This window comes from Bacillus cereus group sp. BceL220 (assembly GCF_051776965.1).
Lineage (GTDB): Bacteria > Bacillota > Bacilli > Bacillales > Bacillaceae_G > Bacillus_A > Bacillus_A cereus.
This window is the reverse complement of record NZ_JBPWBC010000011.1, coordinates 78,165-92,661: the sequence shown is the minus strand read 5'-3', so window position 1 is coordinate 92,661 and position 14,497 is coordinate 78,165. Positions and strand designations below refer to the sequence as shown.

The following is a 14,497-nucleotide window of genomic DNA, read 5'->3' as shown; positions in this document are numbered from 1 at the left end:
CTCTATTTCTTAATAACGCTTTCGGCAATTTTTGTATTGACGAGCGCTTCATGTGGGACTTCTTTTTGTAATTCACCAGCGTCTTTCATAATAGTTTGGAGCTGTTTCCATTCTTCTGCATCTAATAGTGGATTTGTCGCATAAGAATGTTGCTTTTTATACCGTTCAATTACTTTTACTGTAATGTCTTTTGAAGTGTCTTTAAATAGCGGGGAAACAGTATCAGCAATCTCTTCTGGACTATGTGTATCAACCCATTGCTGTGCTTTATAGAGAGCACGTGTGAACTTTTCAGCAGCAGTTTTATCTTTCTTTAAGAAACTTTCTTTTGCCATGAACGTTGTATAAGGAACAGTACCAGATTCATTTCCGAATGAAGCGACGATATAACCTTTACCTTCTTTCTCAAGTATACTTGCAGTCGGTTCAAAGAGCTGTACAAACTCTCCAGTACCAGATGCGAAGGCATTTGCAATATTAGCAAATTCGATATTTTGAATTAAGTTTGTATCTTTATGAGGGTCAATGCCATTTTTCTTTAAAACGTATTCTCCAACCATTTGCGGCATGCCGCCTTTACGTTGTCCTAAAAACGTAACACCTTTCACGTCATTCCAATTAAAAGAGTCTAGTTTTTTACGTGAAACTAAAAATGTCCCATCTGTTTGTGTAAGCTGTGCAAAGTTAATGACAGGGTCTTTCGCTCCTTGTTGATGAACGTAAATAGACGTTTCAGAACCGACGAGAGCAATATCAATTCCGCCAGATAATAGGGCGGTCATCGTTTTATCGCCACCAGCTGTTGTTTGTAGGTCAATATTTAGTCCTTCATCTTTAAAAAATCCTTTTTCAATCCCAACATATAATGGGGCATAGAAGAGAGAATGGGTAACTTCGCCGACGCGAATGTTTTGAGTTTGTTCTTTCGTACCTTCTTTTTTACTACTACAAGCAGCAAAAGTAAAAACAGCTAGTAACATGATGCAAAAAATCGCGATTAATTTTTTCACTATATAACACCTCCTAGAAGTCACTCTACAAGCATGATATGTAGGTAATCGCCCATATGTGAGTGTAGATAGCAGGAATTTTTTTGGTGGTAAAGAAGTACAAATATAAGGGGTGATAAAATGGAGTACGAATACGATGATAGCGTACATTTACATCTTGATTATTTCGGGACAGAATGTGATATGGAATCGATTGCTTATAAGAGAAAGAATGAAGACGTATGGGATGTGTATTTTAATTTTGGAGTATACGGTATTCAGAAAGACGATGTAGAGTTAGGGAGATTTATGGACGAATATGCTGGTCATTACGTTTTTTCTGTACATGCTCGCGATCTTAGCTGGGAATTTGGAAGTGCCCAGTTTGAAGAGTGGGTTTTGAAAAATCGGATAGTAGAAAAAACGCTACAAAAATAGGAGGAATTTTGTGATTGGATTTCTCATCTTATTATTTATTTTTGTGGCCGGATTTTTTATCATGCAAATGCTTATTTACCGATTTGCAAAGAAAAACATCCATAAATATACAAAAATAAAATGGTTTCATATGTGGCTACATATGAATATGAAAAAAGGTCCGAGATTAGATTTTTTTGATTTTGTAATTATAGTACTCGTATGTATCGTATGGAAAATATGGCTGCTTCCTTTTATATAATACACATGCTAATCATTTTCTCTTTTATCATAAAATAACGAAAAGAACCTGTCTTGTGGCAGGTTCTTTTCGTTATAGTAATTAAAAATGAGCATTTATAAGAAAAACAGTGAGTGGTGTTGTGAAAGATATTTTCACAAATACAGAAAAACATACATACGGAATTAAAGTGTGATTACAGAATGGACAAATTGGCCGTGTGCAAAGTGTGGGGTAATAAGAAAGAGGTCGTCCAACGGTGGGCGACCTCTTTCTTATTATGCTTGCTTAGTGCGGAAGAATGGAAGCTTCTGCACAATGTGAATTAATCCGTATGCAAGAATTAAGCACATAAGAGGATTAATGAAAAATCCATAGCGATTAATTGCTAAGAATAAGTTTGAGAAGATAATGTAAATAATAGAACTTGCTACTAGCATCATAACGCGTTTATGTTTAAATGAATTTAGCATGAAGCAGAAGCTGCTCAAGAATGTACCGAGGATAAACACTCTATGACATAGTTGCATAAAGTTGTGAATACGGTATTGGTCTACAGCAGGAGCTGTTTTGAATAATTCAATTGTTTTACCGACAGTGAACCAAGAGAACCAATAAGTGAAGTCCGTCTTAAATCCGTTCTTGATTAATTCTTTTGCGTATGCACCTTTGTCATCTAAGCCTTTAGCTCTCATTTCATTTACTATATTTTCATATCCAATTTTATTAAATGGATCTGCACCGGCAATTAGTGGATCTGCACCTTGGGTTGAGAATAAAATAAATTGGTTGAGTGCTAAGTAGTTACGAACAACCCATGCGCCAATAATAAAGAAAGGTCCGATAAGCCATAACAATCCGATTCGAATGGAGTCTTTAAATCCATATGTAAATAACACAACAAGAACAGGAATGAGCATCATTGGAGCTGGATTTGGACGGAACATAAGTAAGATTGAAACGACAATTCCAAACCATATATGGAATTTCACTTTATTGTATTTCCATGCGAGAACAAATACATATACACATAACGCCAATAAGAATATGGATGGAACTTCTGTTAGCAATGTACGGAAGTATGTATAGTTACTTGGATAAATAGCATATAAAATACTTGCAACAATTCCATAAATGTTTTTTTCGAACAATTCTTTTCCTATTAAGAATACTAATAGCACTGTGCAAAGGTTCATGATCATGTTAATAACAGTTGCTACGTAATAGTAAGGAATTGATGTAATATCAGAAATAATCATAGCGCCAGCTAATAGTAATGGCTGACCTGGTGTGATATATGCATTTTTCCCTGGAACTTCACTAGGTTCTAAATACACATAACCAAATACACCATGTTTTAATAGTTGTTCAGCTGTTAACGAATAGTTAAAGGCATCATTTGCACCATATGTTACTTTGACTAACTCTCCATCTAATCCTGGCTGTTTTACTAAACAAAAAACGTGCAACAGGAAAGACAGCGCCAAAATTGCATATACCGCTTTAGGCAAACTCTTAAACTTAGTAAGCAAAAATGAGCAACTCCTTTTTTATTGATTCTTTCGTATTTTTATGTGAAATCTTTAATAGTATTAAGGATTTCCAAAACATAGTTATTATATCATAAAGTGGAGTGCTGAAATTAAGCTTTTCAAGAATGAGTAATTTGTATACCATAATTTAACGGTTGATTAAGGGAATATTAAGACAAAACATTTATGATAGAAGCAAGTATGCAGACGAAATATGTAATATATGTTATTTTAATAGAAATAGTTCTTTCGATGCGGGGGAAATTAAGACATAGAAACGAGGGAATGAATTGAAGTATGGTTCTACACTTTTTCATCTTCCAAAAAGAAATATATTAATTTCTAGCATTATAAGTAGTATGGTGACTTTATTAGTAATAACTATGCTGTTTATGATTTTAAAGGTTTTTAATTTAGACATGATGAAAGATCATTTAAATCAAAAGCTTGTTTTAAGTGTTATGATGATTTTCATATGGGGCATAACGTTTTATATTACGCATTTCAATAAAAAAGAGATGTCTATACTTAGAGCATCCCTGCGAGTGCATTTTATATTACTTTTACTAGCTCATACAGTAGCGTTATTTTATATTGTCATGCAAGTTAATATGAGTTTCATAGAGGCAATGAATTGGATTTACTTTTATAATATGCAGTTTATATTAAGCTTTGTAGTAATTTATGCAATATATATTCTTGTATATAATTTAATAGGTAAGGTTTTTCTAAGTATGGTTTTAACGAGCTGTACGTTAGTCATTTTAGGTATTGTGAATTATTTAAAGCTTATTTTCAGAGGCGATCCGTTATATCCTTCTGATTTCACACAAATTACGCATATGCAATCTGTTATACCGATGGTGATGGACTATTTTAGCTGGAGCTATATTTTTGTCATTATCTTAAGTATCGTAGCTTGTATTGTAGTAGGGATATATATGAGAAGATATATTCAAAATGTAAAGATTCATCTAGGAATAAGAACCTTATTAGTAGTAGGATCTATTTTTGTTCTATATGCGTACGGTAATTTTGCGAATACATTTATGAATAAAGTATTTCAAAAATCAGGTGTAGATTTTGTTTTGTGGAATCAAAATGAGAACTATGCTTCAAATGGTTTTGTACTAGGGTTTATTAGCAATTTAGATACAACAGTTATGGAAAAACCAAAAAATTATTCTAAAGAAAATATGCTTCAAATAGCAAACGATATAAAAAAACAATATAGTGGAAATATAGGGAATGAAAAGAAAAAAGAGAAACCGAATATTATTTTTGTAATGAGTGAATCGTTTTGGGATCCGACGAAAGTAACTAACCTTTCTTTTAGTGAAGATCCTGTACCAAATTTACATCATTATATAGAAAACTTTCCTGGTGGACAAACTATTTCTCCTACATTTGGGGGAAATACGGCGAACGTTGAATTTGAGGCATTAACGAGTTATTCGATGAGTTTGTTAAAGCCAGGTTCTATACCATATCAGCAGGTCATTACAAATAAGAAAGAAATTCCATCAATCCCTACGGCGTTGAAAAAAGAAGGTTATTATACAAGTGCAATTCATTCATTTGGTCGCACATTCTTTAAACGTGACGATGTATATAAGGTGTTAGGATTTGATAAGTTTAATGCAGAGGACACGATGGAAAATTTGGATATTGATGGAGATTATATTAGTGATTTAGCGATGAGTAAAGAGATAATTGCTGAGTTAGAGGAACAAAAACAGCCAACATTTATTCATGCAGTTACGATGCAAAATCATTTTCCATTTACAGAAGGCCGATTTGGTGAAAACCTAATAGAAATTAGCGGTCTAGAAAATGAAGAATCAAAGGGAGAATTAGAGACGTATACAGAAGGATTAAGACGTTCAGATGAGGCCCTTCAATATTTAATAGAGCAACTAGATAATTTAGATAGACCTACATTATTAGTATTCTTTGGAGATCATCTTCCATCATTAGGAACAAATAAATCTTTTTATAAAGAAAATGGGTATATAACGAATGAAAAAACACCGAGCGAACGTTTAGCGATGGCGCAAACTCCGTTATTAATGTATGCAAACTTTGATATGCCAAATGATAATTTAGGTTTAGTAAGCCCAATTCATTTTTCTAATCTTATTTTTGATTATGCAGGATTAAATAAATCCTTATTTTATCAATTTTTGTCGGAACTTTACAAGGAAATACCAGTGCTTAGAGATGAATTAAAAGTTGATAAAAATGGAGAAGTAATCAATGATTTAACAAAGAAACAAAAAGAAATGTTAGAGCAATATAAAATGCTTCAATATGATTTACTCGTTGGAAATCAATATAGTAAAGATATTCTCTTTAAATAAAAGAAACAAAAAGAACTTGTATAACGATACAAGTTCTTTTTTCATAGTATTTAACGGGGTAACCAGACAAGCTGAGTTTAGGGAGTATTACTTGTACATTTAGTATATATGAAAATATAATCGTTTTATTTGTGTATTTGTGAGAAATGTGTGAATTTTATGTTTTATAAAAAACGATTATGTTAACGTTCATTCTTATATTGCAGTTGTTATGTCTGTAAAAATTTTATCAGTTCTTTATTTAATTCATCCGCTTGATCGATTGGTGAACCATGACCACTATTTGTAAGAGCATGTAACTGAGAATTTTTAATTCGTTGTTGCGTAAGCTCAGCACTTTTGTAAGGAATTAGTTGATCGTGAACGCCGTGGAAGATTTTTGTTGGGACGTTAATTTTATTTAAATCTTTCGTTACATCTTCATTTGCAGCTGCTTGTAAAATTTTGATAAGGGCATAAGAAGCGGACTGCATACCGAGATAAGAAAACCATTCAAGGGTTGCAGCTCCTAAGTTTCTATTGAAAAAGGATAAAGATACATCATTTAAAAATTTTGGTAAATTAGCATACATTTGATTAATGAGAGCATCTGCTTGTTCTTTCGGTACACCGTAAGGGGACTCTTGATTTTTAACGAAAGAGGGGGAGACAGCGTCAATTAATGCGAGCTTAGAAATGCGGCGCTCATTATAGCGAGACATATAGCGAATAGAAAGAGCACCACCAACTGAGAAACCGACTAACGTAGCGTTCTCTACTTGAAGTGCTTCCAGAACAATTGCGATATCATCGGCTAATCGATCATACGTGTAACCAGTCCATGGCTTATCAGATTGCCCATTCCCTCGTATATCCATGGCGATACAGCGAAAGCCATGCTCTGGTAAAACATTGAGTTGATATTGGTACATTTGATGATTTAAAGGCCATCCGTGAACAAAGAAAACAGTCTTACTATCTGGACCAGGATTAACGTCTTGCACAAAAATATGCACACCTTTCTCGACAGTAACAAACATAAATTTCCCCCTATTTTATGAATATGCTCTATCCCAAAAGCGTTGTTTTGTCATAGCTTTAATAAATTCATTTGCTAGTCGCGTAGGGTCTTGTTCTATTAAAACACCAGGCTTTCCTTCGATATTTAAAGATTGAATAATAGAAGAGCTGTTTTGGAAGGAGCCAATCGGCTTAAAGTGATTATATGATTCTACGACAAATGAACTTGCTTTGTTAAGAAAATGATCATCCATCTTTCCGCCAATAAGAAGTAATCCATCATAAAGGAGTGGTGAGCCTGTTAAGAAAGTATCATTTACTTCCCACTGTCCATTTGGCGTTCCCTGCACTATGCCTAATCGTTCGGAAACGATCACTGGTTGAAGACCTACTTGTTTGAACTGATTTATTATATATTGTGCGCTTGGTCCATCATATCCATTTGCAACAATGACACCTACTCGTAATGTATTAGGACTAAAGGTTGTATTTGCCATACTTAGTGCTGGAGATGATTTTGTAACGTTGGATTCTTGCACATTTGGGACTTTTGCTCCGAGAGCTTCTGCAACTAAAGTAGCCAATTCTGTACTAATATGTCCAATCATATCCACGACTTGTTGGCGGACAGATTTACTTTTTACTTTTCCTAATTCAAAGGAGAAAGCCTGCATAATATGGATTTTTTCGACGTGACTCATACTATTCCAAAATAAACGAGCTTGAGAGAAGTGGTCTTTGAAGCTAGCAGCAGTTTCCCTTGTTTTATGACCAGATACAGTAGAAGGATATGTAACGAATCCCCCCTTTGTTCCAGGTACAGTATAAGGAGAATTATTTGCTAAGGAATTGTTATGGTAGGCAACTTTTCCTTTGTCGATTATATATTTAGACGCACCATCTCTTTGGTTGTTATGAAATGGGCATATTGGACGGTTAATCGGTAGTTCTTGATAATTTGTACCAACGCGTGCTAATTGTGTGTCTGTATAAGAAAAGAGCCTACCTTGTAAGAGAGGGTCATTGGTAAAGTCAATACCACGGACGATACTTCCAGGGTGTAGTGCCACTTGTTCAGTTTCAGCAAATACATTATCTACATTGCGATTTAAGGTCATTTTTCCAATGATTTTAACGGGAAAATCTTCTTCAGGCCAAATTTTCGTTGCATCTAATATATCGAAGTCGTATTTAAATTCGTCCTCTTCTTCTAAAATTTGAATGCCAAGTTCGTACTCAGGATAGTTTCCAGCATTAATATTTTCCCACAAATCACGGCGATGGTAATCTGGGTCAGCACCACCTAGTTTTTGTGCTTCATCCCAAATTAACGAATGAACGCCAAGCTTTGGCTTCCAGTGGAATTTCACGAATCGTGACTTTCCATTTTTATTAACTAGACGAAATGTATGAACGCCAAATCCTTGCATCATTCGAAAGCTTCTTGGAATTGCACGATCGGACATAATCCACATCATCATTGCAGCTGATTCTTGATTGTTGGCGATGAAGTCCCAAAAAGTATCATGTGCTGTTTGGCCCTGTGGAATTTCATTATGTGGCTCTGGTTTAAGGGCGTGAATAAGATCAGGAAATTTAATGCCATCTTGAATAAAGAAAATGGGAATATTATTTCCTACTAAATCAAAATTTCCTTCTTCTGTATAAAATTTAACGGCGAATCCTCTTACATCTCGATTCGTTTCATTTGCTCCTTTTGATCCAGCTACTTCAGAGAAACGAATAAAAAGCGGTGTTTTTTTTGAAGGGTCTTGTAGAAAGGGGGCCATTGTTAGCTCTTCTAAAGATTCATATAACTCAAAAATGCCATGTGCTCCGTATCCTCGTGCGTGAACGACTCGTTCTGGAATTCGTTCACGGTCAAAGTGAGAAAGTTTTTCTCGCATAAGGAAATCTTCTAGAAGGGTAGGGCCACGATCACTGGCAGTTAAAGAGTTTTCATCATTTGAAATTTTAACACCTGTATTTGTTGTCATCTCCTTTCCTTCATTTTCACGCGTGAAAGATTGGAGTTGTTCTGTCTTTTTATTTTTTTTGCCGTCCATAAAAAACACCTCCCATAATATACGTATTATTGTTTATGTTTTTTATGCTTGTATATAGCATGAAGATGTTGTGTCGTTGGGATGATTTTCCTCAAATGTTCGATTTATCTTTGTTTGTCTATGAAAATCATTTATTATAATAAATGGTATTCTTCGAGATATTATTTTGAAGGGGTGTTGAAGTGAAAGAAAGTTTTCTATCATATAAAGAAGAAGAAAAGAATGCAAAAATCCTTTTATGGGTGTTATATGTCATTGTTATTGTATATCAAATTTTCTATGCAATCGTATTAGACGATAAATCAATAATGGATAAGGGATACAAAATAGTATGGCAAGTTATTTGCGGAGTAGCAATACTGTGCGTGAATATATATTTAATGAAAAAAGAGAAGGCAAAACTTGTTAAATATGCATGGATATTTGCATACATAGGGATAGAAATCGCTAATATATTTTCATATATTTTTTATAATAAGGCGGCGTTTGATGCGACAAATATAATAGAAATTATTCTCATTTTCTTTGTACCCATATTTTTAAATAAAAAATTCTATGTGTTTTTACTTTCCTCTATTGTAGGAAAATATTTAATTTATTTATTTGTATTAGAGGAAGTAAAAGCATTTATGTTCCTTATTATGTGTACACTTATGTTAATAGCTGCATATATCATTTTAAACCGATTTTTACAATATCTTTCAGCTGTAAAGGAAAGTATAGCGATTGCTAGTGAATCACAGAAATTAGCAGTAATCGGAAAAATGGCAGCGACGGTTGGACATGAAATTAAAAATCCACTCGCTTCATTAAAAGGATTTACGCAATTACAACGAGAGAAGCATGAAGAGGATCCTACTTATAAACGTATGATTTTTGAAATAGAAAATATTAATAATATGATAAGCGAGTTAATGGAAGTTGCTACATGCAAACCTTCTATTTATAAGAAACATGATGTAGGAAAAATTGTATTACAAGTAATAACAAGTCTTCGCGAAAAAATGAATGAATTAAACGTGCAGTTTATTTCGAATGTGGAAGAAAAAACAATAGAAGTTGAATGTGATGAACGAAAAATAAGAGGAGTCTTTTTATATACGATAAAAAATGCTTTAGAGGCAATGGAACAAGATGGCATATTACATGTAAGATTAGAAAATAAAGGGAAAGAGTATGTAATGATCAGCGTGATTGATAATGGTCATGGTATTAAGCAAGAAAACTTAATTCGTGTTACAGAGGCCTTTTATACAACGAAACAGGATAAAATTGGTCTGGGACTTACGGTAGCGAATCGAATTGTCGCCGAGCACCTTGGTGAGCTGCATATTTCAAGTGAAAGAGATACTGGAACGAGAATAGACATCATTCTCCCAAAGAAGTGTAGAAATACTGAAATCCAAGTGGAAGAAAAGCTAGGAGTTACCATATGAATAAAGGCTATATATTTAAAAACGAAGAAATAAAGGCGCTGAAAGCATTTTTAAGTTTATTTTTCATTATATTTTTTGTATATGATCTTGCCTATGAATTTATCGTACCGTTAATCGGTGGAGAGCAAGAAGGTGTAGGAGAGTTTGAAGATGGTTTAGGTTTATGGCTTTACTTTTTGATGGTAGTATTGTTTTGCGTTGGGATATACTTTATGAAATGGAAGAATGCTTTTGCGGTAAAGTATATTATTCTAATTGGCTATAATGTATTAGATTTTATCCATAACATTATGATTTATTATGGTAGCGATGCAGAATTTGACGGTGGAAATATAGTAGAAGGATTTTTTATTTTGTTTGCACCAATCTTTGTGAATAAAAGATATTTCTGGTTAGTTCCAGCGATACTTGTCGGAAAGTATGCTCTTACAGGAATCATTATTCAATCTTCTCTCGTTTTAATCCCAATGGCATTATATAGCGTATTTACTATCATATGTTGGATTATATTTTTGAGGGTTCAGTCTTATGTTCGTACGCTTGAGATGATGGACAAAGAAATAAAACAGACAGAAAAACTAGCAGCTGTTGGAAAGATGGCAACGGTTATTGGTTATAAGATTAGAAGACCTTTAGCAAACTTAAAAAAACTTGTGAATAAACAAGCAGACAAGCATCCAGAGGATAAAATTTATAGTGATATTATGAAACAAGAAGTAGATCGGATTCATATAATTGCTACAGAACTTAGTGGATTTGAGAAATCTAAATCACTAGAATCAGAAACTCATAACATACAAGAAATTATCTCTTATGTTATTCGAGTTATGGAAAAGCCTGCTTTAAAACAAGGAGTCTACATACAAGGTATTTACAGTAAAGACTTACCATCAATTACATGTGATGAAAAACGATTAAAACAGGTCTTTTTTAATTTAATTAAAAATGCAATTGAAGCAATGTCAGTTGGCGGAACAATTACGATTAAAGTTACTGTAAAAGATGGAATCATCATTCAAGTGAAAGATGAGGGATGCGGCATTCCGAAAGATAAAATTCCAAAGTTAAATGAAGCCTTTTATACAACGAAAGAAACAGGAACTGGTCTAGGTTTAGTAGTTACAGAAAAAATTATTAAAGACCACAACGGTAAAATGAGTTTTGAAAGTGAAGTTGGGGTTGGAACGACGGTTGAGGTTATGTTACCACTGCATTAAATAGAAAAAACATCACTTCCAAATAAGTGATGTTTTTCTATTTTATCTTGCTATTTGTGGATAGTAAAAATCTCATTTTATCGATAAAGAATGTATGATGTATTCTAAGATCAAAATGTTTTTTTTTAGTTTTTATTATGGATTTTCAAGTAAAAAATTTAGACTATAAAAATTAATTGTTTTTTTCTAAAAAAACTATTTTCTTTTTTGGGTTTTAATGGTATATTCAAAACACGATAAATAAATACCTATTTTTGGCACACTATTCGAAAGGATAGGTCGCAAAGCTAAGAGTCTAAAGTAATGAAAATTACTATGATAGTCTGGTTGCAGTTTGGATTTTCACACATAGTTGTATGTATGAAAATCGAAGAGGCAACCGGATTTTTTATTGTCTCAAAAAGAAAAAATAAATGGGCACACTATTCGAAAGGATAGGTCGCAAAGCTAAGAGTCTAAGGTAATGAAAATTACTATGATAGTCTGGTTGCAGTTTGGATTTTCACACATGTTGTGATGTATGAAAATCGAAAAGGCAACCAGGCTTTTTATTTTCTAGGAATACACATTATGATTGTAAATTTAGCTGAATAATAAATTTAATGTTCGAAATATTCGGTTCGTAAGAAGTGAGGGAGGGAAGTACATTGCAAAATCAAATAGGTAAATTTGGGCGTATACTTCTCGCTGGAGGAATATTATTTACGCAAGTTGGTGTGCTAGATTACTCTGCAACGAAAGTTTATGCGGTTACAAACGACGAGCAAGGACGTTTTATCGTTCATATGGATAAACAAGAAATAAAAGTTGATGAAAATGTAGTATTAAAGATTACAAATACAAATAAACAAGATGCTAATATCGAGCTGAAATTATCTAATGAACAGCTGTTCAATGAAGCAGAAACGAAAAAAATGAACGAAAACAATAAAGCGATTCAAAACATTTCAGTAACAGAAGATCACATTGTAAAAATTGAAAAGAATGAACAAAGTAATTTTATCGGTGACGTATATGTAGTCATTCAAATGAAAAAAGCTGGAGAGTACAAATTTGAACCGATAGTGAAGTTTGAAGGGAATGAAAAGAAAATTGAATCTCCTTCTCTACATGTTGTAGAGAAAAAAGAGGCTTTAAATGTAGCTATTTCTGATGAAAATCCAAAGGCTTCAGAGGAAGTTATGAAAAAAGAAATAAGTGAAAAAGTGAAAGTATCGGAAGAAAATAAAAAACAAGAAATAAATTCTACTAATGCTGAAGTTCCAAAAGAAACGAAGACTTTAGCGAAAGAAAAGGTTAATGAAGAACTCGTATCAAAGGAAAATGAATTAAAAGAGAGCAATAAGGTAAACGAAAATAATCAGGAATTACCTGCTATTCAAGCTGAGAAGGTATTAAAGAGCCAATCTCTACTAGCTGCTAGTCCTGTTACAAGTATTCTTAAATATCCAAATGTAAAGGTAATAAATAATAGAACAGGTGAAGGGCCTTCTATCTCGGGTAAATATGCTTTTAGATTTGTTTGGAGCCCACAAGTAACATATGAGGTAAAGGGTAGTAGCAATGACAGAACTGGTCAAAGTCAATATACATTTAGAAATTCAAATAGAGAACAGTACGTATTAGTAAAAAAAGCTGGTGAATATCAAGGGAAATGGATTGATGTCCGTATTAATATTCACTCTATGACAGCTTCATCTGTAGATGTTAAAACACCAATAACTAAAGGTGATGCAAAAAACTTTTTACAATTATATGGGAACGGAAGGTCAGGACAAACTTATAATGCTTCCTTTGAATTTTATGAACACGGAACAAGTAAAAAAGTACCATTAACGGCAATGTGGAATTTCAAAAGGATAAATAGTTATAAAAATGTAACGTTACGTAATGATGGTAGTCATTTAACGAATTTATACGTGTATGATACGAGTTCAATTAGGTATCAAGACAAAGGGAATAATAAAATCGAGTTTTCTGGAACAGCAGGTCCAGTAGCTACTCCAGAAGCAGATATGACAATTACATTTGATAATTTAACAGAATTACCGCTAGAAGTTAGATTAAATGCTTCAGGTGTTAATGTATCATACGACCAATTAGCGATTGCACAAATTGAAATTCCAGCTCCAAGTGTAATAGGAGATATTGTGGAAGATAATTCCCGTCAACTTTCTTATAAGGTATATCAAAATATGCCTGCTCAATCGAAAGAGATTCACTATGCGAAATCTTTTGTATTAGAAAGTGAAGTGAATAAGGATTTTACTGTGAATGATGTTTCCATTCAAGATGTGGAGAGTGGAGATGATGTAAGTAGCTTCTTTGATATTAGCAGGACAAACAATAAAGTCACTGCGGTTGCGAAAGTAAATGCGCTAAAAACAGAAGAATTCAACGGGAAAATTTATGAAATGACAATTACAGGTTCTCCTGTAAAAGGTGCTAATGTAATGAAATATTATAAAGATGGTTATCTTGAAATACCGGTGTCAGCTAAAAATTATTTAGATGGCGATAAGAATGGACAAGATAGTAATCGAGATGGAATCGCAAAAATAAGGTATAAAGGTATTCCAACTGGGAAACCAGTCCCACAAAAAGTAGTGCAAGGAACAGATTTAACAAAAATGGATATTTCTAAATTTGTGACAGATTTATCTGTAGATACGAATTTGGATGTAGATAAACCAATATCAGTAGTGAAGTTAATCAATATTCCAGATACCAAAACAATAGGGAATCATACTGTAACGGTTGTAATTGAAACGAAGCAAGGTGTACAAGCGGAGATTCAAGTGCCGGTTACTGTCGTTGATGGGACTTTAAAGTTAGTAGACGTACCAAAAGAAATTACATTTGGAGATTTAACAATTCCATCGAAAACGACGACATACGCACCGAAGACGATTTCAAATCCTTTAAAGGTAACCGATGATCGTGTTAAAAAGCAAAAATGGAGTGTATATGTAAAGGAAATCACACCATTAACTTCAGCGCAAAATGACACATTGACAGGAGCATTGATTTACAAACGAAATGGAAAGGATACACCTTTAAGTACCTCTAGTATAGAAGCATTCTCGTATATTTCTAAAAACGATGAGGAGGTTTCACTAAATTGGAAGGAAAACGAAGGAATTCATTTACAAGTAAAACCAGGGCCGAATGTCAAAGCAAATACTAAATATGCTGGACAGCTAGAATGGACATTAACCGATGCTCCTCTCTAAAAACATA

10 protein-coding genes, 1 pseudogene and 2 riboswitches are annotated in these 14,497 nt (G+C 33.5%); of the genes and pseudogenes, 7 read left to right on the top strand and 4 right to left on the bottom strand.

Translation table 11 applies throughout. From position 1 onward, the window contains the following. Window positions 1-2 precede the first annotated feature (2 nt). Complete coding sequence (locus ACS2FK_RS23355; RefSeq protein ID WP_063548861.1) at window positions 3-1,010, bottom strand: ABC transporter substrate-binding protein; 1,008 nt, start codon at window positions 1,008-1,010, stop codon at window positions 3-5. Window positions 1,011-1,130: 120 nt separating this feature from the next. Between ACS2FK_RS23355 and ACS2FK_RS23350 the strand changes: the two genes are divergently transcribed. From ACS2FK_RS23350 to ACS2FK_RS23340, 3 genes and pseudogenes are all read left to right on the top strand, one after another. After that, a complete protein-coding gene (locus ACS2FK_RS23350; RefSeq protein ID WP_000455579.1) occupies window positions 1,131-1,427 on the top strand; it encodes a DUF3986 family protein in 297 nt (98 codons plus the stop codon). Window positions 1,428-1,437: 10 nt separating this feature from the next. Then, window positions 1,438-1,668: a hypothetical protein gene (locus ACS2FK_RS23345; RefSeq protein WP_000578980.1), complete on the top strand. Its 231-nt coding sequence runs from the start codon at window positions 1,438-1,440 to the stop codon at window positions 1,666-1,668. A 103-nt stretch (window positions 1,669-1,771) separates the two neighbouring features. Continuing rightward, a pseudogene (locus ACS2FK_RS23340) lies at window positions 1,772-1,843 on the top strand (DUF2196 domain-containing protein); the annotation flags it as partial. A gap of 82 nt (window positions 1,844-1,925) precedes the next feature. Here ACS2FK_RS23340 and ACS2FK_RS23335 read toward each other — a convergent pair. Continuing rightward, window positions 1,926-3,179 carry a glycosyltransferase family 39 protein gene (locus ACS2FK_RS23335; RefSeq protein ID WP_048565081.1) on the bottom strand — a complete coding sequence of 418 codons (1,254 nt, stop codon included), beginning with the start codon at window positions 3,177-3,179 and terminating at the stop codon, window positions 1,926-1,928. Window positions 3,180-3,469: 290 nt separating this feature from the next. On the opposite strand from ACS2FK_RS23335, the gene ACS2FK_RS23330 reads away from it, so the two are divergent. Then, the gene (locus tag ACS2FK_RS23330) at window positions 3,470-5,539 is read left to right on the top strand and encodes an LTA synthase family protein (RefSeq protein WP_063548859.1); all 2,070 of its coding nucleotides are present in this window, start codon (window positions 3,470-3,472) and stop codon (window positions 5,537-5,539) included. Window positions 5,540-5,748: 209 nt separating this feature from the next. Here ACS2FK_RS23330 and ACS2FK_RS23325 read toward each other — a convergent pair whose 3' ends face one another. Together ACS2FK_RS23325 and ACS2FK_RS23320 are read right to left on the bottom strand one after the other, a co-directional pair. Next, on the bottom strand, window positions 5,749-6,558 hold the full coding sequence (locus ACS2FK_RS23325) for an alpha/beta fold hydrolase (RefSeq protein ID WP_063548857.1): 810 nt from the start codon (window positions 6,556-6,558) through the stop codon (window positions 5,749-5,751). Window positions 6,559-6,573: 15 nt separating this feature from the next. Continuing rightward, window positions 6,574-8,604, bottom strand: coding sequence for a catalase (locus ACS2FK_RS23320; RefSeq protein WP_063548855.1), 2,031 nt, complete (start codon window positions 8,602-8,604; stop codon window positions 6,574-6,576). Between the two features lie 182 nt (window positions 8,605-8,786). Between ACS2FK_RS23320 and ACS2FK_RS23315 the strand changes: the two genes are divergently transcribed. The 3 genes from ACS2FK_RS23315 (at window position 8,787) to ACS2FK_RS23305 (ending at window position 14,490) form a co-directional block, all read left to right on the top strand. After that, the gene (locus ACS2FK_RS23315; RefSeq protein WP_063548853.1) at window positions 8,787-10,040 is read left to right on the top strand and encodes an ATP-binding protein; all 1,254 of its coding nucleotides are present in this window, start codon (window positions 8,787-8,789) and stop codon (window positions 10,038-10,040) included. Next, on the top strand, window positions 10,037-11,257 hold the full coding sequence (locus ACS2FK_RS23310; RefSeq protein WP_023523221.1) for an ATP-binding protein: 1,221 nt from the start codon (window positions 10,037-10,039) through the stop codon (window positions 11,255-11,257). Before ACS2FK_RS23315 ends, ACS2FK_RS23310 begins: the two co-directional genes overlap by 4 nt. Before the next feature lie 246 nt (window positions 11,258-11,503). Continuing rightward, window positions 11,504-11,592, top strand: a riboswitch (cyclic di-GMP riboswitch). Between the two features lie 71 nt (window positions 11,593-11,663). Further along, window positions 11,664-11,752, top strand: a riboswitch (cyclic di-GMP riboswitch). Window positions 11,753-11,904: 152 nt separating this feature from the next. Further along, window positions 11,905-14,490, top strand: a complete 2,586-nt coding sequence (locus ACS2FK_RS23305) for a WxL domain-containing protein (protein WP_001180904.1) — start codon at window positions 11,905-11,907, stop codon at window positions 14,488-14,490. Window positions 14,491-14,497: the final 7 nt, after the last annotated feature.

Excerpts from the sequence above, each read along its gene's own strand:
- ACS2FK_RS23350 (WP_000455579.1), top strand. The coding sequence starts at position 1,131 with ATGGAGTACGAATACGATGATAGCGTACATTTACATCTTGATTATTTC.
- ACS2FK_RS23325 (WP_063548857.1), bottom strand. The coding sequence starts at position 6,558 with ATGTTTGTTACTGTCGAGAAAGGTGTGCATATTTTTGTGCAAGACGTT.
- ACS2FK_RS23320 (WP_063548855.1), bottom strand. The coding sequence starts at position 8,604 with ATGGACGGCAAAAAAAATAAAAAGACAGAACAACTCCAATCTTTCACG.
- ACS2FK_RS23310 (WP_023523221.1), top strand. The coding sequence starts at position 10,037 with ATGAATAAAGGCTATATATTTAAAAACGAAGAAATAAAGGCGCTGAAA.